This window comes from Mycolicibacterium tokaiense (genome assembly GCF_010725885.1).
GTDB lineage: Bacteria > Actinomycetota > Actinomycetes > Mycobacteriales > Mycobacteriaceae > Mycobacterium > Mycobacterium tokaiense.
The window spans coordinates 4,406,448-4,428,843 of the sequence record NZ_AP022600.1 but is presented as its reverse complement, the minus strand read 5'-3'; the positions used below and the strand labels follow the sequence as shown (position 1 = coordinate 4,428,843).

Below are 22,396 nucleotides of genomic sequence, written 5' to 3'. Positions count from 1 at the left end.
CTGAGCACACATGTGTGCCGCGGGCAGGTTCGCCACGACTCAGCGCGGGCGGCGGATGATGGCGCGCAGCCGCTCGACGCGGGTGGAGATCTCCCGCTCGGCACCCCGCGGGACCGGCTGATAATAGTCCGTCCCCACCAGCTCGTCTGGCGGATACTGTTGCGGGACAACACCATCGGGGTGGTCATGGGAGTACTTGTAGCCCTGCGCATGGCCCAGCGCCGCAGCTCCGGAGTAATGCCCGTCACGCAGATGCGCCGGCACCGGGCCCGCCTTACCGGCCCGGATATCGGCCATCGCCGCCCCCAAAGCCGTGGTCACGGCGTTCGACTTCGGAGCGGTGGCCAGGTGCACGGTGGCGTGCGCCAGCGTCAGCTGCGCCTCCGGCATGCCGATCAATTGCACCGTCTGGGCGGCGGCCACCGCGGTGGGCAGAGCGGTCGGATCGGCCATGCCGATGTCCTCGCTGGCCAGGATCATCAGCCGCCGCGCCACGAAGCGTGGGTCCTCGCCCGCGGTCAGCATGCGGGCCAGGTAGTGCAGTGCGGCGTCGACGTCGGAGCCGCGCACCGACTTGATGAACGCGCTCACCACGTCGTAGTGCTGGTCGCCGTCACGGTCGTAGCGCACCGCGGCCTTGTCCAGGGACTGCTCGATGACCTCCACGGTCACCCGCTCCCCCGTCTCGGCGGCCACCTCCAGCGCCGTCAGGGCGCGGCGGGCGTCGCCGGCCGACAGCGCCACGATCAGGTCCACCGCGTCGTCGTCGACCGCAACGGCACCGCCCAGGCCGCGGGGATCGGAGATGGCACGGCGCAGCACGGTCGCAATGTCCTGCGCCGTCAACGGCTGCAACGCCAAGATCAGTGACCGCGACAGCAGCGGCGCCACCACCGAGAAGGACGGATTCTCCGTCGTCGCCGCCACCAGCAGCACCACCCGGTTCTCCACCGCCGCCAGCAGCGCGTCCTGCTGAGTCTTGGAGAACCGGTGCACCTCGTCGATGAACAGCACGGTCTGCTCGCCGTGGATCGCCGAGCGCCGGGCCACATCGATCACCGCCCGCACCTCTTTGACCCCGGCCGACAGCGCCGACAACGCCTCGAAACGACGGCCGGTGGCGTTCGAGATCAACGACGCCAGCGTGGTCTTGCCGGTGCCGGGCGGTCCGTAGAGGATCAGCGAGGCGGCTCCGGAGCCGTCGACCAACCGGCGCAGCGGCGAGCCCTGGCCCAGCAGATGCTGCTGACCCACCACCTCATCGAGCGAACGGGGCCGCATCCGGACCGCCAGCGGCGCGTTCGGCGCAGGCTCCACCGGCCCCAACCCGCGTGCGGGCTCCGGGCCCGTCAGATCGAACAAACTGTCGGACACGGGTTCAGGATTACCACGCTGGGCGGACGCACCGCGATCCCGGGCGGCCGCTCACTGCCCGGGTGCGGTCACGAAGTCGATCAGTTCCTCCACCCGCCCGATCAGCGCCGACTCCAGGTCGTTCCAGTCACGCACCCGGGACCGGATCCGCTGCCAGGCCCGGGCGATGTCGGCCTGGTCGGCATGCGGCCAGCCCAGCGCCTGGCAGATGCCGTGTTTCCATTCGATGCTGCGCGGAATCGTCGGCCACGCCGTCAACCCCACCCGCGCCGGTTTGACTGCCTGCCAGATGTCGACGAAGGGGTGGCCCACCACCAGCGCGTCCTCGCCGTGCGGGCCCGAGCGCACCGCGTCGGCGATGCGCGACTCCTTGGATCCGGTCACCAGGTGGTCCACCAGCACGCCGAGGCGCCGACCGGGCCCGGGTGCGAACTCTGCCACCAGCGCGGGCAGGTCGTCCACCCCGCCGAGGTACTCCACCACCACACCTTCGATGCGCAGGTCGTCACCCCAGACCTGCTCGACCAGCTCGGCGTCGTGTCGGCCCTCGACGTAGATCCGGCCGCCTATCGCGGTGCGGGCCCGAACCCCTTGCACGGCAACCGAACCGGAGGCGGTGCGGGTGGGCGCGACGGGTGCGGCCTTGCGCGGCGGGGTGAGGATCACCGGCTTGCCGTCGAGCAGGTAGCCCGGCCCCACCGGGAAGCCGCGACGGCGGCCGTGCCGATCCTCGAGGTCCATCCGGCCGTACTCCACCCGGACGACGGCGCCGACGAACCCCGACGTGACGTCCTCGAGCACCATGCCCATCTCGACGGCCGTCTCGACGGCACGGACCTTGCGGCGTTGGTGCGGATTGTCGGCCAGCACGTCGGTTCCATAGCGATCTGTCACGGCGGCGATGCTACGAACCGGGCCGCCCGCCCGACGCAGCGCCACACCGCCGGTCGCCCGATCGTGACCGCCGTGAGACCTCCGCTGCGGCTGTTTGGCCCCCGAGGTCCCGGGTAGCCGCAGTACATAGCCGAACCCCATCTCCACGCCCTGGCCCTGGTCTGCAGCCTCCAGCCCAGCCCCGCCCCGTCGAGAGCGATGTGATCGCCGATCTCGGTGTCAGCGCCGACAAGGTGCGCCCGGTGGAGCTGACCCGGTGGCGGCGGACGGCTCCGCTCCGGTCCACGGTCACCGGCAAGGCTCTGGCCAGGCGGGCATGCAAGGCCGAACGCATCGCGGCGCGCCGACTGGCCGACGCCGTGACCGGCAGCGGACACGACGCGCTGCTGCACCGCGCCCGCAAGGCGGCCAGGCGCGCCCGCTACGGCGCCGAGGTGACCGCAGACAAGCGAACCATCAAGCGGTTCAAGCAGATTCAGAGCGTTCTGGGTGACCACCAGGACACGGTGGTGGCGCGGGAGCAGCTGCACCGCATGGCCGTCACAGCCGGTACCGTGTTTGCCTGGCCGATGCCGGGGTAGGCATCCGCCATGAAAGCAGTGACATGGCAAGGCAAGCGAGATGTCCGCGTCGAGACGGTGCCGGACCCCATCCTCGTGGAGAGCACCGACGCCATCATCGAGGTGACCGCCACCAACATCTGCGGGTCGGATCTGCATCTCTACGAAGTGCTCGGCGCATTCATGAAGCCGGGTGACATCCTGGGACACGAACCGATGGGGATCGTCACCGAGGTCGGTTCGTCGGTGACCAATCTCAAGGTCGGTGACCGGGTGGTCATCCCCTTTCAGATCTCCTGCGGCAGCTGTTTCATGTGTGATCAGCAGCTCTACACCCAGTGCGAGACCACCCAGGTCCGCGATCAGGGCATGGGCGCCGCGCTCTTCGGCTACTCCGAGCTCTACGGCCAGGTGCCGGGCGGTCAGGCCGAATACCTGCGCGTGCCGCAGGCCCAGTTCACCCACATCAAAGTGCCGGATGGCCCGCCGGATTCGCGTTTTGTGTATCTGTCCGACGTGTTGCCCACCGCGTGGCAGTCGGTGGCCTACGCCGGCATCCCGGACGGCGGTTCGGTGACGGTGTTGGGCCTGGGCCCCATCGGCGACATGGCGGCGCGGATCGCCGCGCACCTGGGGTATCAGGTGATCGGCGTGGATCTGGTGCCGGAGCGGCTGGAACGACTGGCCGCGCGAGGCATCCAGACCATCAACGCCGGCTCCCTGGACAGTCCGGTCGGTGACGCGATCCGCGATCTCACCGAGGGCCGTGGTACCGATGCGGTGATCGACGCGGTGGGCATGGAGGCACATGGCTCGCCGGTGACCAAGGCCGTTCAGCAGATCAGCGGTCTGCTGCCCGACGCGCTGGCCAAACCCCTGATGGAGAATGCCGGCGTGGACCGACTCGATGCTCTCTACACCGCCATCGACGCCGTGCGCCGGGGCGGCACCATCTCCCTGATCGGGGTGTACGGCGGCATGGCCGACCCGTTGCCGATGCTGACGCTGTTCGACAAGCAGATCCAGCTGCGGATGGGCCAGGCCAACGTCAAGAAGTGGGTGGACGACATCATGCCGCTGCTCACCGATGCCGATCCGCTGGGGGTCGACACCTTCGCCTCCCACGTGCTGCCGCTGGAGGAGGCCCCGCACGCCTACGACATCTTCCAGAAGAAGCAGGACGGCGCCATCAAGATGATGCTCAAGCCCTGACGGCGCCGCCTCGTCGACCCGGCTGGGACGTCGTAGCCGGGCCCTCTCTCCCCGGCTCCTTCGTCGCCGCCTCGTCGACCCGGCTAGGACGTCGTAGCCGGGCCCTCTCTCCCCGGCTCCTTCGTCGCCGCCTCGTCGACCCGGCTAGCCGGCCGCGCTCGCCGCCGCCAGCTTGGCCGGGTCGGAGGTGACCTCGTCGATCACCTGATGCACAAAGCGCATCTTCTCCAGCACCGCGGCGGGCAGCACGAACGGGTACAGGTCATCGCGGCCCATCGACCGGTTCACCATGTTCAGCCCCCACGCCAGCGGCAGCCACATGTCGATCATGGTGTCGAAACCGCTGGGCCCCAAGGCCCGTCGCTCGAACGTCGCCCCCGCGGGCGCGAAGCCGAACGCCGCCGAGGTGTCCAGGGTGTCGCGGATGTGCAGATAGTGGGCAAAGGTCTCGGCCCAGTCCTCTGCCGGATGCATGGTGGCGTAGGACGACACGAAACTGTCCTCCCAGCCGGCCGGGGCGCCCTCGCTGTAGTGCCGGTCCAACGCCGCCTGGTAATCGGCCTCGGCATCGCCGAACAGCTCCTGGGCCCGCTGCTGGTAGGCCGCAGAGGTGCCGATCAGGCGGTAGAAGTAGTAGTGCCCGATCTCGTGGCGGAAATGGCCGAGCAGGGTGCGGTACGGCTCGTCCATCGAGATCCGCAGTTGCTCACGGTGCACGTCGTCACCTTCGGCGAGATCGAGTGTGATGACCCCGTTCTCGTGCCCGGTGAACACCTTCTCCATCGCGCTGGACAGCAGGTCGAACGCCAGCCCGAAGTCGGGGTCCGCGTCGCGGCCCACGATCGGGAGTTTGAGTTCGTGCAGTTCGGCGATCAGCCGGCGTTTGGCGCCTTCGGCCACCGCGAACTGGGCCAGCGCGGTGGTGTCACTGTCGTTGGGCCGGGTGCGGGTCAATCGGCACGACGCACACAACTCCCCTTGGACGGTGCTGGCGGGGTTCAGCCGCACCAACCAGTTGCACTGCGCGACGTGCAGATTGGCGCACAGCCGGAATTGGCGGGCATCCACGGCACCGCTCTGCTCGGCCTCCTCGCCCGAGGCGATCACCAGCATCGCCATGTCGTCGAGGGAGAAGCCCACCGGCTTGCCGCACGACAGGCAGACGGAGTTCTCGAAGGTCAGATGCTGTCCGCAGTTGGGACACAAGAAGTCACGCATCGAGGACTTCCCCCTGCATCGGTGCCACATCCACGGCCACGTCGATCACACTGCTCTCTGAATCGGTGTAGATGATGCCCCGCAGCGGCGGGACATCCGCGTAGTCTCTACCCCAACCCACGATTATGTAACGCTCATCGACCATCTGGTCGTTGGTGGGATCGAGCCCCAGCCAGTCGCCCTGCGGTGTCCACACCGCCGCCCAGGCGTGGGTGGCGTCGATGCCGACCATCCGCTCCTTGCCCGGCGGCGGGTCGGTGGCCAGGTATCCGGAGACGTACGTGGCGGCCAGCCCGTTGGCGCGCAGGCATGCGATGGCCAGCCGCGCGAAGTCCTGGCACACCCCTTCCCGGGCCTCGAGCACCTCGGCGACCTGCGTGGACACCGTGGTGGACCCCGAGCGGTAGGTGAAGTCGGTGAAGATGCGGGCGTTGAGATCATCGAGCACGTCGATCAACGGCCGGCCCGGGGCGAAGCTGGGTGCGGCGTATTCCCGCACCGCTGCGGTGATCTCCGGCGGACGCAGGTCCAGGGTGAACTCCGCGGCCAGCGCCCCGTCCACCCCCACCGGCCGGGACTCTTCCCAGGGCTGCGCCGCGGCGCCCGCGCGGTACAGCGACGGTGGTGGCGCATCCACCTCGACCACGGACCCGGCCGTCACCGTGAGCACGTCGTGCCGCGTCGTCACGTGGAAGTAGGAGCTGATGTTGCCGTAGACGTCCCGGCTGATCGAGCTGTCGGCCGGCGCCGGATCTATGTCGAGCCCGTAGGACAGGCAGCGCTGGCGCACCGTGTCGCGGGGTGTCAGGAAGCCGCGCCCGTAGGAACTGGTCACCACATCGGAGTACCGGTACGTGGTCTGGTGCGTCACCCGGTAGCAGCGGGCGGGAGGGAACACGCTCACGGCATCACCCGGCGCTCGTCGGGACCCCACAGGGGTTGCATGCCGCCGGGCAGCGACAACTGGGTGGCGGTGATCACGCCGGACAGTTCGCGCAGCCCGGCCACCACCGCGTCCAGCAGGCCGGCGAGTTCACTGCGTTGTCCCTGGGGACCGACGTCCTCGAGGTCGTCGGGGTCCAGCCGGCGCAGCCGGGTACTGATCTCGTCGACCAGCCGTTCCGCGCGCGACGACGTCGACGCCCCGGGCAGGGCTCGCAAGTTGGTGCGCAGCCGCTCCAGTTGGAACACCAGCGACCGCGGGTTCTCGGCGTCGAACAGCAGCAGCTCGGCCACCGCAGCCACGCTGACCTTGCCGAGGTTGCGGCGGCGGTAGATCACCGCGGATTCACAGGCCACCAGGGTGGCCTCGGTGATGGTCTGCTCGGCGTCGGGGGCCCGCACGGTCGTCATGGTGCTGCGCAGCAATGCGGCCAGCATCAAGCCGCGCTCGATCCGTTTGCCGATGTCCATCATCAGCCAACCCACGTCGTGCACCATGGACTCGGCGGCGACCCCCGAGAGTGCCAGCATCCCCTGCAGCGTCCTGGCGTGCGCCGAGGCCATCTCGGCGTCCCCGCGCAGGTGCGAGTCCGGTGGTGAGTCCGAGGAGTGCAGCACCGCCCGGTCGACGGTGGCCAGCACCATCCAGGTGTCGTTGGACATCTGGTCGCGCACCGCCCGGGCCGCCAGCCCCAGCCGTTCGATCGACTGGGCCAGGGAGCCGGGGCGCCTGCGGTCGGCGGTCAGCAGCCACATCGTGGTGGGCGCGACGGCGATCATCTCCGCCTTGTCCCCGTCGGTGCCGGTGTCGGTGCCGGTGATGTCGCCCAGCGCCGAGAGCAGCACCGGGACGCACTCGCTGGCATCGAGGTCCTGGCGGTGCCGGTATTCGTGGAACCGTTCGCGGGTGACGTTGAGCAGCCGCGCCATGAGTTCGGCGCGCTCGGCGTAGCGCCCGGTCCAGAACAGGTCCGACAGCACGCGCGGCGAGCTGACCGCCCGGGTGCCCGACGCCGACACCGTGGGCAGGCCGGCGGTGCGCTCGGCGGCAGCCCTGGTGGATGGCAGCACCCAGATGTCCTTGGCGGCAACGCTGTTCAGTTTGTAGGCGCTGGCGCCGGGAGCCAGTACATATCCCAGGCCGCCGATCATCGGGGCGTAACCGCCGCGCTGCGACACTGCGAACAGCCGCATCCCCACCCCTGCCGCGGACAGTCCGCCCGGGTAGTGGTCGGTGGGGGCCGAGGAGAACTGCGGCAGGTCCTGGCCGAGCCATTGCCACGGGGTGGCGTTGATGCGCTCGGCCAGCGCCGCCCGCTGCGCCGCCGACAGCGCCGGCCCCACGATGGGCGCCTCGCCGGTGGCGCTCTTGATCAGCAGGCTGTCCAGGTGGGTCAGCAGGTGGGAGCGTTCGGCGTCGATCCCGGCCCAGTACATCGGCGCGGTGGGCAGCAGCGGCGTCTCCCCCACCAGCAGCTCGGCCAGCTCCGGCAGGAACCGCAGGATCGCCGGGCTCTCCAGGATGCCGCTGCCCAGGCTGTTGACCACGGTGACGGAGCCGCGCCGTTGCGCCTCCACCAGGCCCACCACGCCCAGGCGCGAATCCGCCCGCAGGTCAAGCGGATCGGCGTACTCGGCGTCGACGCGGCGCAACACCACGTCCACCCGCTTCAGGGTGCCCAGTGAGCGCATCCACAGGGCCCCGTCACGAACCACCAGATCGGCACTCTCCACCAGCGGGAAACCCAGCACCGAGGCCAGGTAGGCCTGGTCGAAGGCGGTCTCGGAGTGGATGCCGGGGCTCAGCACCACCACCACCGGGTCTTCGGCCGCCTCGGGCGCGGCCTCGATGAGTGAGAGCCGCAGCGCCTGGGCGAACGGTGAGGTGGGCCGCGGCGCGATGCGTTCGTAGAGATCCGGGATGGCGTGGGCGACCACCCGCCGGTCGGCCAGGGCGTACCCGGCGCCCGACGGTGCCTGGGTCCAGTCGGCGTTCACCAGGTACCCGTCGGATCCGGCGCGGCTGACGTCGCAGCCGTGCAGGAACAGCTGGTGCCGGCCCGGCGCTGCGATACCGCGGGCCGCCCGCAGATACCCGGGGTGGGAGAACAGCAGCTGCGGCGGCAGCACGCCGCTGGTGATGGACTTCCGGTCGCCGTAGAGGTCCACCAGGACCGCGTCGAGCAGGCGCGAGCGCTGCACCAGGCCGGCCTGCAGCACCTCCCAGTCCGCCGGGGACACCAGCAGCGGGATGGCATCCAGGTACCACGGACCGGGCTCGGCGGTGCCGTCGGGATCCAGCGTCACCGCCTCGCCGTCGCTGTCGAGCTGGATGTAGGTGATGCCGTCGTTGTCCACCAGGCTGCGGACGTCGGTGCGCAGCCGGTCCAGCCCGGCCCGGCCCCGGTCCCCGAGCACCCGCGCCAGCTCACGCCACGTCTGGCGGACGTTGCCCACCGGGTCCACGAATTCGTCGTACCCAGTGGCGGGAGTCTGGTTGAGGGGGAACAGCAGCTGCTGGGCCCGCGCGTCGCGGTAACTGGCGAGCAGACCGTCCGGGTCCAGCCCACCGGCCTCCCGGCCGCCGAACGACCCGGGGGCGGACAGCGGTGTAGCCAACTCTTCTCTCTCTGCCGGTCCCGATCGTCTACTGCAGCACGGTACGCACCCGACGCAGGTCGAGAATGCCCGGCGCGCCCACGTCGGTGGACTGGCGAGCCTGCTTCTCCCGGAGGTCGGAGACGTCGACCTTACCGGGGGTGAAGCCGGACGCTTCAAAGCGCCGGCCGCGCCGCGATTCCGCCTCGACGGCATTCACCGGTGGGGTGTCGTAGGACCGGCCACCCGGGTGCGCCACGTGGTAGGTGCAGCCGCCGCGCGACATGCCCGAGGCCACCTCCACCAACTCGAGGCGCAACGGCCCGTCGACGGTGATGGTGGGATGCAGTGCACTGGGCGGCTGCCAGGCGCGGTAGCGCACGCCACCGACCTGGACGTCGGGGTTGTCGGTGGCCAGCATCGGGATCGGGTGGCCGTTGCAGGTGACGATGTAGCGGTGCCGGTCGGCGCCGATCAGCCGGACCTGCAGCCGTTCCACCGATGAGTCGACGTAACGCGCGGTGCCGCCCGCGGTGGCCTCCTCGCCCAGGGTGTTCCACGGCTCGATGGCCCCGCGCAGCTCGATCTCCACTCCGTCGAACACCGCGGTGCCGATGCGCGGGAAGCGGAACTCGGTGAACGGGTCCAGCCAGCTGGTGTCGAAGTTGATGCCCTGGGCCCGCAGGTCCGCCGCCACGTTGGCGATGTCGTGGATCAGGAAGTGCGGCAACAGGTATCGCCCGTGCAGGTTCTCACCGTGCCGGATCAGCGGGGCGCGCAGTGGTTGCTCCCAGAACCAGGACACCAGGGCGCGCACCAGCAGTGACTGCACCATGGCCATCTGGTGGTGCGGCGGCATCTCGAATCCGCGCAGCTCCAGCAGGCCGAGCCGGCCACGGGCACTGTCGGGACTGTAGAGCTTGTCGATGCAGAATTCGGCGCGGTGGGTGTTGCCGGTGATATCGGTCAGAAGATGGCGCAGCGCCCGGTCGACGACCCACGGAGCGGAGCTTGCGGAGCGACCACGTTCCGGGGCGGAGCTTGCCGAGCGACCATGTTCCGGTTGTGAGCGGCCGGAATCCGAGGTCAGCCGGGCGATCTCGGCGAAGGCGATCTCCAGCTCGTAGAGCGCCTCGGAGCGCCCCTCGTCCACCCGCGGCGCCTGCGAGGTGGTGCCGACGAAGCGGCCGGCGAACAGGTACGACAGCGACGGGTGCCGCTGCCAGTAGGTCAGCATCGACACCAGGAGATCCGGGCGGCGCAGCATCGGTGAATCGGCCGGGGTGATGCCACCGAGAGTGATGTGGTTGCCGCCGCCGGTCCCGCCGTGGGTGCCGTCGACGTCGAAGGCCTCGGTGGACAGCCGCGCCAGCCGCGCCTGCTCGTACAGCGTCTCCAGCTGGGCGCGCTGTTCGGCAAAGCTGCGCGTGGGCGCGACGTTGACCTCGATCACGCCGGGGTCGGGTGTGATCGTCATCGACTGCAGCCGGGGGTCCGACGGCGGGCCGTAACCCTCCACCACCACCGGGGTGTTGATGGCGGCGGCCGCGGCCTCGACGCGCGTCACCAGGTCGACAAAGTCTTCCAAGGCCTCTGTGGGCGGCAGGAAGACGTGGAGCAGGTCGTCGCGGATCTGCGTCACCATCGCGGTGGTGGGGGCGTCGTCGCTGTCGTCCACCTCCGCCGGCCCGCTCCCGGCATCTGAAGCCAGCGGGCCGCGCGGGAGCAACGGGTCCTCGGCGTGGCTGGGGCGCGGGGGCTTCCAGTTGATCGAGTCGAGCGGCAGCCGCAGCCCGGCCGGGGAGTCGCCGTCGAGCAGCACGATGCGGCCGCGCCGCAACCGCCAGTCCGCGCTGGCCCAGCCCTGCTCGTCCTCCCGACGGTGCAACGGCAGCACGTGGGCCGCAGGCTCGGTGACCGTCTGCTCCAGCCGGCTGATCAGCTGTGCGCGCCGCTCGGCGCTGTCGTCGGCCAGGTCGTCCTCGCCGGCCACCGGCTGCCCCACCGGCAACCGGACCTCGGCGGCCAGCCTGCTCAATGCATCCTCGTAGGCGGGTCGCACCTGGCCGGCCGGCAGCCCCAGCCCCGCCGCCACGGCGCCCAGCAGCTGCGCGCCAGCGTCCGGGTCCGGCGACGGCGCGGGCGCGGTGGTGGCCCACGGATCCGCCAGCAGCGTGTCGTCGTTCCACAGCGGCTCACCGTCGGTGCGCCAGAACAATCCGATCTGCCAGCGCGGCAACGGTTCCCCGGGGTACCACTTGCCCTGGCTGCGTTGCACCAGACCGTGTGGGGCCCAGACGCTCTTGCACCGCGCCGCCAGCGCCGACGCCCGTTCGCGCTTGTGCGGGCCGTCGGCCTCGGTGGTCCACTCGGGGTCGGTCTGGTTGTCGATGGACACGAACGTCGGTTCGCCGCCGACGGTCAGCCGCACGTCTCCGTCGGCCAATCGCTGATCCAGCCGTGCCCCGAGATCAACGATGGAGGCCCAGGCCGCATCGGTGTACGGCAGTGTCACGCGGGGGTCTTCGTGCACGCGGGTGACGGTGTTGGAGAAGTCCAGGACCGTCTCGGCGATTCCGGTGGCTCCGGTGATGGGCGCCGACGACGACGGGTGCGGGGTGGCCGAGAGCGGGATGTGGCCTTCCCCGGCGAACAGGCCCGACGTCGGGTCCAGACCGATCCAGCCCGCGCCGGGAATGTACACCTCGGTCCAGGCGTGCAGGTCGGTGAAGTCCGCCGCCGGGCCCGACGGCCCGTCGAGTGCTTCGATGTCCGACGTCAGCTGCACCAGGTAGCCGGAGACGAAGCGGGCGGCCAGGCCGAGCCGGCGCAGGATGGACACCAGCAGCCAGGCCGAGTCGCGGCAGGAGCCGATGCCGGTGCGCAGCGTGTGTTCCGGGGTCTGGACGCCGGGTTCCATCCGGACGCTGTAGCCGACGTCGGCGTTCACTGCGCGGTTGAGCGCGACGAGGAAGTCGATGGTGCGGATCCCGGGCTTGATGTCGAAGTTGCGTACCCACTCGGCCACCAGACCGCCGGGCGCTGCGTCGCTTCCCGAGAGCTCATCGGTGTCGTCCACCGGACGCAGGTAAGGCTTGAGGTCTTCCAGCAGCGCCGCGGGATAGGCGAACGGGACGGTTTCGGCCCAGTCCTCGATGAAGAAGTCGAACGGGTTGATCACCTTGAGGTCGGCGATCAGTCCGACGTTGATGCTCAACTGCCGGGTGCGGTTGGGAAAGACCAGGCGGGCCAGGAAATTGCCGAACGCGTCCTGCTGCCAGTTGATGAAGTGGTCGGCGGGCGTCACCTCCAGCGAATACGCCTCGATGGGAGTGCGCGAATGCGGGGCGGGGCGCAGCCGCACGACGTGCGGGTGGACCTCGACCAGCCGATCGAAGGTGTAGGTGGTGCGATGCTCCAGCGCCACTTTGATTCCCATAGCGCAGAATCCCATCACACCGGGTGATCCGGCGCATCGCGCACGTTCAGCTGTGCGCCGAGTGCGGCAGCGGCACACCGCGCGGCCGCAGCACCAGCACCAGCACGCCGGCCAGCACGATGCCCACCAGGTTGACCAGCAACTGCAGTGCGGACTTGGCTGCCAGTTCCCAGTCGCCCAAGGTGGCGGCCACGGCCGCGAATCCCGCCGCGGTGACGGTGTAGACGGAGATGAACACCCCGACCAGGCCGGTGGCCTTGGCCGAGACCAGGGAGAGCATGCCTGCCGCACCCGCCAGCAGCGCCACCACGAACGACACCGGCCCGACCTGGAAGATGAAGTCGACTTCCTGCAGGTTGTGCACGCTGTCGACGCTCAGCCAGCCCAGCGCCCGGCTTGCCATGGTGGCCAGCGCGGTGATGCCCACGGCGATCGGAAATCCGATCAGCAGCGCCAGCGCGGCGCGGCGGGTGAGGTCGCCGCGCCGACGCACCAGCGCCACCGACAGCGCCGCCAGCGGACCGAACTCCGGGCCGAGCACCATGGCACCCACCACGGTGACGGTGGAGTCGGTCACCACCCCGATGGCCGTCAGCAGGCAGGCCAGCGTCAGGAAGAGCAGAAAGGTGACACTCAGTGAGGACTCTTCCCGGGTCCGGCCGATCAGCTCGTCCCACACGAGAGCATCGGCCGGATCGCCCTCGGCGGCGTCCTCGGCCTGGTGGGCCCGGGTGGAGAGCACGGTGTCGAGGTGGTGCAGTGTGATGGCGCCCAGGTGCTGGACGTCGAGGAGCTTGAGTTCCTTGATGACCTCGTTCGCGCACTCGCGGGCGAGGTCGGCGGTGATCTCATCCCCGGCCGGTTCGAGGGCGACGCCTGGGAAAACCGAGAGGTTGGCGACGCCCACCTGGCGGCGCAGCACCTGCAGCACCGGCTCGCGCAGGTGCTCGGGCGCGACGACTCGAAGATGCATCACATCCGCACGGTAACCGCCTGACAGTTTGGAGGATCGACTCTTGGGGAACTGGTTGGGCACTCAACCACGAGTGATATAGGTTTTTCCCGTCGGGTGGGTCACCTATATCGCAACGGCGAACGAGGTGTGGCAGTGATGGGTACTCGGCGGTTTCGCCGATGACGATCGACGCGAAGACCCGGCGAGACCTGATCCTCCAGCGCGCCCGGGCGGACCGTGAGGTCAGCTACGCGGCGCTGGCAGCGCAGTTCGATGTGTCCGAGATGACAATTCGTCGCGATATCGAGGCGTTGGAGGCGCGCGGCGCGGTCCGGCGGGTGGTCGGCGGCGCAGTCGCGGTACTCGGAAAGGACATCGAACCGGCGTTCTCCACCCGGGTCGCTGATGCGGCGTCGGAGAAACATCACATCGCCGATGCCGTGGCCGAGCTGATCGGCCCGAAGGAGACTCTGATCCTGGACGCGGGCAGCACGTCGCTGGCGGTGGCCCGTTCCCTGCGCGGCAGAGCTCTCGGGCTCACCGTGGTGACGCCGAGTGTGCCGATCGCCGTGGCGCTGGTCGACGAGCCTGACACCAACGTGGTGATGACCGGTGGCGAATTGCGCACTGGTGAGCTGAGTTTGGTGGGCTCCGGTGCGGAGGAGATGCTCACGCGCTACAACTGCGATACCTACGTCATGGGCGTGGCGGGCATCGACGCCGAGCGCGGCTTCTCCGACTACCTGCTGGCGGAGGCGCGGATGAAGCGGGTGGCCCTGAGCCGCGCCGACCGGGTGATCGTCGCCGCCGACCGCAGCAAGCTGGGCCGGGTGAACTTCGTCGGCATCGCTGCGCTGGCGCAGGTGGACACCATCGTCACCGACGGTGCCGTCGACCACCCCGCCCTGGTGTGCGCCCGCAGCGAAGGCGTGGACGTGATCTGCCTCGACGAGCCCAAAGGCGCGTCACCGAACCGTTTTCCGCGCCGTAACGGGCAGGTGACTCAGGGGCAGTAGCGCCCGGTCGAGCTACGGGTCGTCGCCGGGGTCGATGATCCGTTCCGGGTGGTGCAGGTTGTTGGTGCGGGATTGCCCGCAGTCGAGGTGTGGCGGCGGGATCCACTCCGTCACACCGTCGTCTGGGCGATTTCTTGTGGTCCAGCCGGTGGTCTCCACCATCCGATTGTTCGGCCCGCACGCCAACGTCAGGTCATCGATGTCGGTGCGCCCGCCGTCTTTCCAGTCTTGGTTGGCGTGATGCACCTGGCAGCGGTAGGCGCTGGCGGTGCAGCCGGGCATGGTGCAGCCGCGGTGTTTGGCCAACAGCATCAACCGCTGGGCCAGGGTGGCGGTGCGGCGGGCCCGGCCCAGATGCAGCGGTAGCCCTTTGCCGTCGAACAGCGCCAGCCACGGCCGGGAGTGGGCGGCGAACTTCAGCACATCGGCGATCGGCAGCAGCGTGCCGCCGGCAGTCAGCCCGTGGCCGGTGCCCTTCTCCAGATCGGTCAGGCTCACGGTGATGACCACGTTCGCGGGCAGGCCGTTGATGGTGCCGGTCGGCTGCGTGGTGAGCAAGCGTTGGCACAGGGCCAGCAGCGCATCGTGGTTCCGTTTGCCGGTGGTGCGGGTGTCGTTGCGTATCTGCTCTTCGGTGGGTTCGCCGTCGAGGCAGGGGTGCTCGTCAGCCGGGTTGCACATCCCCGGGGCGGCGTTGCGCTCCAGCAATGGCTCCAGAGTCGCCCACGCCTCCGGCGTCAACAACCCTTCGAACGGGCGCATCCCGTCGGGGCGCTGCTTACCCACCCGGATATAGGCCAGGGCTTGACGGTCTTCATCGGAGCTCCCCGTCCTGGTTCAGCAGGTACAGCATGTGCGCGGCGGCTGTCCGGAACGCTTCGGGGCCGAGTTCGCAGGCATGCTGGGCCAACTGGGCCTCGGCGTTCTCCCGGGTCTGAAAGTCCACGAAGCCGGGCAGCTCACGGAAAAACCACCGCACATGCTTGATGTGCTCGGCGCCGATCAACCCCTGCGCCTGACCGCGCGCAAACCCCGGCATCGAGGGTGACAGCGGTTCACCGGTCAGCGAGGTCCGCGGCCCCAACACCGCCGCCTCATCCAACCGGCGGCGCGCCTCCGAGCTGGAGATCCGCAACCGCTGCGACAGCACTGCCGCGTAACTCTTCGCGCCCAAGGCCACCGGTGAACTCTGAGACGTGATCCGTTGATACACCCGATGATCGAACACCGGCTGCGCGCGGGTGATGGCTTCACGGCGCTGCTGCAGCGCCAACAACTCGGCATCGGAGAAGGCGTCGATCGACAGCCGATTCATCCGGGCGGTCAGTTCTTCGATCTGGGTCAGGGCAGCCAGCATCGCCTCGCGATCGGCGACAGCTGACGTTCCCATGACTCGAACACTAGTGCTACCCACCGACAAGAATCAGCGCGGTGAGACGTCAGATGACTGTGTGGCACATGGGGTTTCACACGTCATCGAGACTGCACCCAGCGCGAGCCCCACTCGCATTTTCTCGCGCTGAGTGCAGTCTCAACGAGCGCGCGACCGGCGCACCAGCTTCATGCCCAGCTCGTCCAACGGCACCCGATGGCCGTTGTCACACAGCACCTCGACGCGCGCGTCGGCGCCGCAGTCCAGATGTGTGAGCTCGAGCTTGCGATTGTTGGGCAGGTGCTCGCGGCCCCACTGGAACATCGCGAACACCACCGGCATGAAATCCACGCCGACGTCGGTGAGCACATACTCGTCGCGAGCCCGCTGTCCAGGCTCCTGGTACCGCCGCTTGGTCAGCAGTCCCACGTTGACGAGTTCGGACAACCGGGCCGAGGTTGCCGCCTTGGTGATCCCCACCCGCTTGGCGAAATCGTCGAAGCGGGTGGTGCCGTAGTAGGCCTCCCGCATGATCAGCATCGACGACTTGGCGCCGACGGCACTCATGGTCTTCTCGATGGGACACTCCCCGACCGGCGACCACGCGTCGCGATCTGCCAGCACGCCTTGCAGCATCGGAATCCTTTCCCCCTCTGAGTTGTTATGACTATACCCAGGTAATAGATCTGGATATACACAACAGTACTCAGCAGGTCAGGAGGAGCAATGTCCGGATTCTCAGATCGGGATGCGGTGATCGTGGGCGCGGTGCGCACCCCGATCGCTAAGGGCAAGGCCAACGGAGCGCTGCACGACGTGCTCCCCGCTGATCTGCTGGCACACAGCCTGCGCGAACTGGTCAGCCGCACCGGCGTGGATCCCGCGGAGGTGGATGACGTGATCGCCGGCGCGGTCACGCAGGTGGGCGACCAGGCCCTCAACATCGCTCGCAACGCGCTGCTGGGCGCTGGCTTCCCGGACACCGTCCCGGGCACCACGGTCGATCGCCAGTGCGGCAGCAGCCAGCAGGCCATCAGCTTCGCCGCCCAGGGCGTGCTGGCCGGGGCCTACGACATCGTGATCGCCGCCGGAGTGGAGTCGATGAGCCGTGTCCCCATGGGCACGTCAGTGCTGCCCGGCAGCTCCCCCTTCGGAGCCGATATGGCTGCGCGCTACCCCGAAGGGCTTGTCCCTCAGGGCATCAGCGCCGAGCTCATCGCCGCCAAGTGGAACCTGTCGCGCACCGAACTCGACGAGTTCTCCGCAGCCAGCCACGAGAAGGCCGCCCGCGCCACCAAGGAGGGCCGCTTCGACAACGAGCTCGTGCCCATCGCCGGGCTGAGCACCGATGAGATCATCCGTCCCGGCACCACGGTCGAGACGCTGGCCGGCCTGCGGCCCGCGTTCTACAACGAGGAATACAGCAGGCGCTTTCCCCAGATCGGTTGGCACATCACGCCCGGCAACTCCTCCCCACTGTCAGACGGCAGCGCCGCGGTGATGATCACCAGCGGGGCCACCGCGCGCCGGCTCGGGCTGACTCCGCTCGCGCGCATCCACACCACCACGGTGGTGGGCTCGGATCCGCTGTACATGCTCACCGGTGTCATCCCGGCCACCGAGAAGGTGCTGGCGCGGGCGGGGCTGCGCCTCGCGGACATCGACCTGTTCGAAGTCAATGAGGCCTTCGCCCCCGTGGTGCTGGCGTGGGCCGCCTCGACCGGCGCTGATCTGACCAAGACCAACGTCAACGGCGGCGCCATCGCCATCGGTCACCCGCTGGGCGCCAGCGGCGCACGCATCATGACCACGCTGGTCAACGCGCTGCACCACCAGGGCGGCCGCTACGGCCTGCAGACGATGTGTGAGGGCGGCGGCATGGCCAACGCCACCATCATCGAACGGCTCTGATCACCTCGGCTGGCTACCATCGAAAGGCATGAGCGCAGTACTGGACTCCCCCATCCCCCGTTTCCATCTGGCGATCCCGGTCGACGACCTGGACGCCGCCCGGACGTTCTACGGCGAGATTCTCGGGTTCGCCCAGGGCCGCAGCGACGAGAGCTGGGTGGACTGGAACTTCTACGGCCACCAGATGGTGACGCACAAAGTGGCCCAACCACCGCGCCGGGCGCACAATCCCGTCGACGGCCACGACGTTCCGGTCCCCCACTTCGGGCTGATCCTGACCATCGAGCGATTCCACGAGCTCGCGAACCGGCTGCGCGGCGCCGGCCAGCAGTTCGTCATCGAACCCTACGTGCGCTTCGAGGGCCGGCCCGGCGAGCAGTGGACCATGTTCCTCTACGACCCGGCCGGAAATGCCCTGGAGTTCAAGGCTTTCGCCGACGACGGCCAGGTCTTCGCTTCGTGATTCGTGGAGTCTGAGCGGCGCTGCGCACCGCCTGCACTCCACAAATCCCTCAGGCGCGGGTGAGCTCGAAAAGCGGGATCGGGCGCGAGGTCTTGGCCTGGTACTCGGCGAACACGGGCGCCAGTTCGACGATCTTGGCGTAGGTCACCGTGCGCTCGTCGTCGGGCAGTTCGCGGACGTCGACGTCGTAGGCGTCGGTGCCGACTTCGATGTAGGCCTTGGGGCGGGCCCGCAGGTTGTGCACCCAGGCCGGGTGTTTGGGTGCGCCGGCGTAGGAGCCCACGATCAGCATCCGGCCGTCGACCGTCAGGTACGCCAAGGGCGAAAGCCGCGACTGGCCGGACTTGGCCCCCTGGGTGTGCAGCAACAACAGCGTGCTGCCGGCGAACGCGCCGCCGACCACTCCGCCGTTGGAGCGGAATTCGTCGACGATCGCGCGGTTGAATTCGTCCAACGCGGCGGTGTCGGTCACCAGCTTGTCTTTATCCATCCGCGGCTTTCGGTTTGGCGTCGATCCCGGACTCCTTGCGCTGCAGCGCGGTGATCGGGGCGGGGGCATCGGTCAGCGGATCCACCCCGCCGCCGGACTTGGGGAAGGCGATCACCTCGCGGATGGAGTCCACACCGGCCAGCAGGGCCACGATGCGGTCCCAGCCGAAGGCGATCCCGCCGTGCGGGGGCGCGCCGAAAGCGAAGGCGTCCAACAGGAATCCGAACTTGTCCTGGGCCTCGTCGTGGTCGATGCCCATCATCGCGAACACCCGCTCCTGCACCTCGCGGCGGTGGATACGGATGGATCCGCCGCCGATCTCGTTGCCGTTGCACACGATGTCGTAGGCATTCGACAGCGCCGCACCGGGGTCGGTGTCGAACGTGGCCTCGGACTCAGGCGTGGGTGAGGTGAAGGCGTGGTGCATGGCTGTCCAGGCTCCCGAACCCACTGCGACATCGCCGGACGCGGTGGCCTCGTCGGCGGACTCGAACATCGGGAAGTCGACCACCCAGGTGAAGGCCCAGGCGTTGGGATCGATCAGGTCGAGGCGCTTGGCGATCTCGATGCGGGTGGCACCCAGCAGCGCCCGCGCGGACTTCGCGGTGCCGGCGGCGAAGAACACGCAGTCCCCCGGCGCGGCGCCGACGTGCGCGGCCAGGCCGTCGCGCTCGGCGTCGGAGAGGTTCTTGGCGACGGGGCCGCCCAGGGTGCCGTCCTCGCCGATCAGCACGTAGGCCAGGCCCTTGTGCCCGCGCTGCTTGGCGAACTCCTGCCAGCCGTCCAGGGTGCGCCGCGGCTGCGACGCCCCGCCGGGCATGACGACGGCGCCGACGTAGGGCGCCTGGAACACCCGGAACGGGGTTTCGGCGAAGTACTCGGTGCACTCCACGAGCTCGACGTCGAAGCGCAGGTCCGGCTTGTCGGAGCCGTAGCGGCTCATCGCCTCGGCGTAGCTGATCCGCGGCAGCGGCAGCGGCAGGTCGTAGCCGACCAGCGCCCACAACGCCTTGAGGATCTGTTCGGAGACCGCCATCACATCGTCGGCGTCGACGAAGCTCATCTCCATGTCCAGCTGGGTGAACTCCGGCTGGCGGTCGGCGCGGAAATCCTCGTCGCGGTAACAGCGCGCGATCTGGTAGTAGCGCTCCATGCCCGCCACCATCAGCAGCTGCTTGAACAGCTGCGGGCTCTGCGGCAACGCATAGAAGGAGCCGGGCTGCAGCCGCGCCGGCACCAGGAAGTCGCGCGCCCCCTCCGGCGTGGAGCGGGTCAGCGTCGGCGTCTCGATCTCCACGAACTCGTGGTCGGCGAGCACCGCGCGGGCTGCGGCGTTGACCTTCGAACGCAGTCGCAGCGCGTGCCCCGGGCCCTCACGGCGCAGGTCGAGGTAGCGGTACTTCAGCCGCGCCTCTTCGCCGGGGGTCTCGTCGAGCTGGAAGGGCAGCGGCGCGCTTTCGCCGAGCACGGTCAGCGTGGTGGCGTTGACCTCGATCTCGCCGGTGGCGATCTCGGTGTTGGTGTTGCCCTCGGGCCGCACTTCGACCACACCTTCGACCAGCACACAGAACTCCGCACGCAGCCGGTGCGCCGCCTCGAGCACTCCGGTGTCCCGGAACACCACCTGCGACACCCCGGAGGCGTCCCGCAGGTCGATGAAGATGACGCCGCCGTGGTCGCGCCGCCGCGCCACCCACCCGGCCAGGGTCACCGTCTGGCCTGCGTCGGAGGCCCGCAACGAACCGGCGGTATGACTGCGCAGCACAAATACTCCTCAGGGGGTCGAGAGAACGGTGAACAGTCTAGAGGTCGCCACCACGGCCTCCCGCGTCTGCGCAGTAGACAGTTATCGTGAGCTGTCTACCCCGGGAGGAAGTCATGCCCAAGCTCCACGAGTGCGACCGCGTCGACCTCGACTTCATCGACACCGCGCCCTACCGCTTCGTCAGCACCATCGACCTGACCATCACCCCTGAGCAGCTGTTCGACGTGCTCTCCGACGCGCAGTCGTGGCCACAGTGGGCCGGCGTGATCACCAAGGTGGAATGGACGAGCCCCCCGCCGTTCGGCGTCGGGACCACCCGCACCGTGCGCATGCGCGGCTTCATCACCGGCCACGAAGAGTTCCTGGCGTGGGAACCCTTCACGCACATGGCCTTTCGCTTCAACACGGCAAGCACCGACGCCATCGCGGCGTTCGCCGAGGACTACCGCGTGCGCGAGACCGCGCAGGGCTGCCACCTCACCTGGGTGATGGCGATGAAGCCCCGGGGCCTGGCCGCCGGTGTCGGGATGACGATCGGGCGGCCCGTGATGAGCTGGCTGTTCCAGCGCTACCTGCACAACCTGCGCCGGTACACCACCGTCGGGTCAGCATCGGTATGACCTGACCTCAGTGCAGACCTGACCAGGCCTGCCGGCGCTCCTTGTCCGGATCGGCGACGGTGATGTCGCGAGCGGTCTGGATGACGCGCGTGTTCCGAGCCTGCGCGTCGTAGCGGGGCCACTGCGGGTCCCACACCCGATCCGGCTCCCACCCGTGCGTGGCGAAGTTCAGCCAGGTCCGCTGCATCCGCCGACCCACCGCCGGTTGCACCCGCCGGCCCAGCGGGTGCAGTTTGCGGCCCAGGTACGAGCCGTAGCTGTGCTGGATGTGCACGATCTCGCTGCCGTGAGTGGCGCCCAGACCGAGTGCCCGCAAGGTCCAGGTGGTGTGCTCGAAGCGGTAGACGTAGGTGGCTGCGTGCGCGCTGTAGGCATCGGTGAAGCTCCACACCGGAGCACCGAACATCGCATCGGAGCCGAACGAGATCAGCGCCCGGCGACGCGGGAAATCGGGGTAGCCGGCCAGCACCTGCTCGCGGGCGCCCGGAGCAACCCGGGCGAAGTAGGCGTCGATGCCCGCCGCCGTCGTCGGCAGCATCGGCGGTTTGGTCCAGGCGAACATCGACGCCTCATGTGAGTTGGTACCGATGATCAGCGGTACCCGGTTCACCGCATCCGCGCGGGCGGCCTCGATGGGGTGCTCGGGCAACAGTTCGGTGCCGTGGGTCAGTCCGTAGGCCAGCGTGGGCGAGGTCGACGCGCTGTGCAGCTGCACCACCCCGGCGGCGCGGCGCAACCGCCGCTGCGGCAGCTGCCACAGTTGTTCCGGCGGGGCATCCACCTCGGCCAGGAAGCGGTCCGCCTGCTCCGCGCGCATGTCGCGGGGGGCGATCAGCGGAAGAGCCGGACTCTGGGCGATGGCCCGCGCAAACAGGTCCTCGGCGGCCGGGCAGGCCAGCAGCGCCAGCACCGAGGTGGCGCCGGCGGATTCGCCGAACACCGTCACCCGTTCCGGATCACCGCCGAAGGCCGCGATGTTCTCCCGCACCCAGCGCAGCGCGGCCAGCTGATCTCGCAGACACAGGTTGTCGTCGAAACCGTCGCCGAGGGATCCGAGTTCGAAGCCGCCGAAAACTCCGATCCGGTAGGTGACGTTGACGACGACGACGCCGTTGGCCGCCAGCCGGGAGCCGTTGTAGAGCTGCAGCTGGCCGGCCCCGTAGACGAACGCCCCGCCCGGAATCCACACCATCACCGGCAGCGATCCCGCGGTGTCGGGCGACCAGACCGTCACCGTCAGGCACGCCTCGTCGCGGATCTTCGGGTCGTCGCGGCCGCCGCCGACGAACGAGCGGCCCTGCGGTGGCAGCGGCCCGTGCTCGACGGCCTCGCGCACGCCGGCCCAGGGTGCCACAGGCTCAGGCGCCCGGAAACGCCGCTGCTCCACCGGCTGCTCGGCGTACGGAACACCCCGCCACACCGCCACCCCGCCCTCGGTGGTGCCGCGCAGCACACCGTCGCGGGTGTGCGCGACGGTGTTCAGTTCCACGAGGTGGGTCACGCCAGAATCGTAGTGTGCAAAGCTATGTGCGCACGTTGTGACCATTTCTGCGAGAAGGGTTTCCCG

19 protein-coding genes are annotated in these 22,396 nt (G+C 69.1%); 6 read left to right on the top strand and 13 right to left on the bottom strand.

All coding sequences use genetic code 11. The annotated features are described in order from the left end of the window. Positions 1-39: 39 nt before the first annotated feature. Both G6N58_RS21670 and G6N58_RS21665 read right to left on the bottom strand, forming a co-directional pair. Positions 40-1,374 carry a replication-associated recombination protein A gene (locus G6N58_RS21670; protein WP_163908316.1) on the bottom strand — a complete coding sequence of 445 codons (1,335 nt, stop codon included), beginning with the start codon at positions 1,372-1,374 and terminating at the stop codon, positions 40-42. A 51-nt stretch (positions 1,375-1,425) separates the two neighbouring features. Beyond that, positions 1,426-2,268: a DUF3097 domain-containing protein gene (locus tag G6N58_RS21665; RefSeq protein WP_115281359.1), complete on the bottom strand. Its 843-nt coding sequence runs from the start codon at positions 2,266-2,268 to the stop codon at positions 1,426-1,428. A gap of 200 nt (positions 2,269-2,468) precedes the next feature. Between G6N58_RS21665 and G6N58_RS30855 the strand changes: the two genes are divergently transcribed. Beyond that, positions 2,469-2,849, top strand: a complete 381-nt coding sequence (locus G6N58_RS30855; protein ID WP_232067950.1) for a CHAD domain-containing protein — start codon at positions 2,469-2,471, stop codon at positions 2,847-2,849. Between the two features lie 9 nt (positions 2,850-2,858). Further along, positions 2,859-4,040 (top strand): zinc-dependent alcohol dehydrogenase, encoded by a 1,182-nt coding sequence (locus tag G6N58_RS21655; RefSeq protein ID WP_115277332.1) that lies wholly within the window; start codon positions 2,859-2,861, stop codon positions 4,038-4,040. 144 nt (positions 4,041-4,184) lie between these two features. Here G6N58_RS21655 and G6N58_RS21650 read toward each other — a convergent pair whose 3' ends face one another. From G6N58_RS21650 to G6N58_RS21630, 5 genes are read right to left on the bottom strand one after another with little or no spacing between them, the layout of a single operon-like run. Then, on the bottom strand, positions 4,185-5,258 hold the full coding sequence (locus G6N58_RS21650) for a zinc-binding metallopeptidase family protein (protein ID WP_115277333.1): 1,074 nt from the start codon (positions 5,256-5,258) through the stop codon (positions 4,185-4,187). Then, entirely contained in the window at positions 5,251-6,162 is a 912-nt protein-coding gene (locus tag G6N58_RS21645; RefSeq protein WP_115277334.1) for a transglutaminase family protein, read from the bottom strand. The genes G6N58_RS21650 and G6N58_RS21645 overlap by 8 nt, the downstream gene beginning before the upstream one ends. Beyond that, positions 6,159-8,819, bottom strand: coding sequence for a circularly permuted type 2 ATP-grasp protein (locus G6N58_RS21640; RefSeq protein ID WP_172544939.1), 2,661 nt, complete (start codon positions 8,817-8,819; stop codon positions 6,159-6,161). Before G6N58_RS21640 ends, G6N58_RS21645 begins: the two co-directional genes overlap by 4 nt. A 28-nt stretch (positions 8,820-8,847) precedes the next feature. Then, positions 8,848-12,237: a transglutaminase family protein gene (locus G6N58_RS30585; RefSeq protein WP_163908315.1), complete on the bottom strand. Its 3,390-nt coding sequence runs from the start codon at positions 12,235-12,237 to the stop codon at positions 8,848-8,850. A gap of 46 nt (positions 12,238-12,283) precedes the next feature. After that, the gene (locus tag G6N58_RS21630; protein ID WP_115277337.1) at positions 12,284-13,213 is read right to left on the bottom strand and encodes a DUF389 domain-containing protein; all 930 of its coding nucleotides are present in this window, start codon (positions 13,211-13,213) and stop codon (positions 12,284-12,286) included. A 158-nt stretch (positions 13,214-13,371) separates the two neighbouring features. Here G6N58_RS21630 and G6N58_RS21625 point away from each other — a divergent pair, with 158 nt between their 5' ends. Then, a complete protein-coding gene (locus tag G6N58_RS21625; RefSeq protein ID WP_115277338.1) occupies positions 13,372-14,208 on the top strand; it encodes a DeoR/GlpR family DNA-binding transcription regulator in 837 nt (278 codons plus the stop codon). A 12-nt stretch (positions 14,209-14,220) separates the two neighbouring features. On the opposite strand, the gene G6N58_RS31085 is transcribed toward G6N58_RS21625, so the two are convergent. The 3 genes from G6N58_RS31085 to G6N58_RS21610 all read right to left on the bottom strand — a co-directional run bounded on the left by G6N58_RS31085 (position 14,221) and on the right by G6N58_RS21610 (position 16,222). Continuing rightward, a complete protein-coding gene (locus G6N58_RS31085; RefSeq protein ID WP_163908314.1) occupies positions 14,221-14,994 on the bottom strand; it encodes an HNH endonuclease signature motif containing protein in 774 nt (257 codons plus the stop codon). 28 nt (positions 14,995-15,022) lie between these two features. Continuing rightward, positions 15,023-15,598 (bottom strand): DUF222 domain-containing protein, encoded by a 576-nt coding sequence (locus G6N58_RS31080; RefSeq protein WP_115277340.1) that lies wholly within the window; start codon positions 15,596-15,598, stop codon positions 15,023-15,025. 141 nt (positions 15,599-15,739) lie between these two features. Further along, the gene (locus tag G6N58_RS21610; RefSeq protein ID WP_115277341.1) at positions 15,740-16,222 is read right to left on the bottom strand and encodes a winged helix-turn-helix transcriptional regulator; all 483 of its coding nucleotides are present in this window, start codon (positions 16,220-16,222) and stop codon (positions 15,740-15,742) included. A gap of 84 nt (positions 16,223-16,306) precedes the next feature. On the opposite strand from G6N58_RS21610, the gene G6N58_RS21605 reads away from it, so the two are divergent. Further along, the gene (locus G6N58_RS21605) at positions 16,307-17,491 is read left to right on the top strand and encodes a thiolase family protein (RefSeq protein ID WP_115277342.1); all 1,185 of its coding nucleotides are present in this window, start codon (positions 16,307-16,309) and stop codon (positions 17,489-17,491) included. Between the two features lie 28 nt (positions 17,492-17,519). Beyond that, entirely contained in the window at positions 17,520-17,954 is a 435-nt protein-coding gene (locus G6N58_RS21600; RefSeq protein WP_068916618.1) for a VOC family protein, read from the top strand. Positions 17,955-18,003: 49 nt separating this feature from the next. Here G6N58_RS21600 and G6N58_RS21595 read toward each other — a convergent pair whose 3' ends face one another. Both G6N58_RS21595 and aspS read right to left on the bottom strand, forming a co-directional pair. Continuing rightward, positions 18,004-18,444 (bottom strand): nitroreductase family deazaflavin-dependent oxidoreductase, encoded by a 441-nt coding sequence (locus G6N58_RS21595; RefSeq protein WP_115277343.1) that lies wholly within the window; start codon positions 18,442-18,444, stop codon positions 18,004-18,006. Continuing rightward, positions 18,437-20,209 (bottom strand): aspartate--tRNA ligase, encoded by a 1,773-nt coding sequence (gene aspS, locus G6N58_RS21590; RefSeq protein ID WP_115277344.1) that lies wholly within the window; start codon positions 20,207-20,209, stop codon positions 18,437-18,439. Before aspS ends, G6N58_RS21595 begins: the two co-directional genes overlap by 8 nt. Before the next feature lie 113 nt (positions 20,210-20,322). Between aspS and G6N58_RS21585 the strand changes: the two genes are divergently transcribed. Continuing rightward, positions 20,323-20,829, top strand: coding sequence for an SRPBCC family protein (locus G6N58_RS21585; RefSeq protein WP_115277345.1), 507 nt, complete (start codon positions 20,323-20,325; stop codon positions 20,827-20,829). 7 nt (positions 20,830-20,836) lie between these two features. Here the strand turns inward: G6N58_RS21585 and G6N58_RS21580 are convergent, their stop codons facing one another. Next, a complete protein-coding gene (locus G6N58_RS21580) occupies positions 20,837-22,330 on the bottom strand; it encodes a carboxylesterase/lipase family protein (RefSeq protein WP_115277346.1) in 1,494 nt (497 codons plus the stop codon). Between the last annotated feature and the right edge of the window lie 66 nt (positions 22,331-22,396).

Coding starts and splice junctions, on each gene's coding strand:
- G6N58_RS21600 (WP_068916618.1), top strand. CDS start 17,520: ATGAGCGCAGTACTGGACTCCCCCATCCCCCGTTTCCATCTGGCGATC.
- G6N58_RS21655 (WP_115277332.1), top strand. CDS start 2,859: ATGAAAGCAGTGACATGGCAAGGCAAGCGAGATGTCCGCGTCGAGACG.
- G6N58_RS30585 (WP_163908315.1), bottom strand. CDS start 12,237: ATGGGAATCAAAGTGGCGCTGGAGCATCGCACCACCTACACCTTCGAT.
- G6N58_RS21605 (WP_115277342.1), top strand. CDS start 16,307: ATGTCCGGATTCTCAGATCGGGATGCGGTGATCGTGGGCGCGGTGCGC.
- G6N58_RS21625 (WP_115277338.1), top strand. CDS start 13,372: ATGACGATCGACGCGAAGACCCGGCGAGACCTGATCCTCCAGCGCGCC.
- G6N58_RS21650 (WP_115277333.1), bottom strand. CDS start 5,258: ATGCGTGACTTCTTGTGTCCCAACTGCGGACAGCATCTGACCTTCGAG.
- G6N58_RS21595 (WP_115277343.1), bottom strand. CDS start 18,444: ATGGATAAAGACAAGCTGGTGACCGACACCGCCGCGTTGGACGAATTC.
- G6N58_RS21585 (WP_115277345.1), top strand. CDS start 20,323: ATGCCCAAGCTCCACGAGTGCGACCGCGTCGACCTCGACTTCATCGAC.
- G6N58_RS31080 (WP_115277340.1), bottom strand. CDS start 15,598: ATGGGAACGTCAGCTGTCGCCGATCGCGAGGCGATGCTGGCTGCCCTG.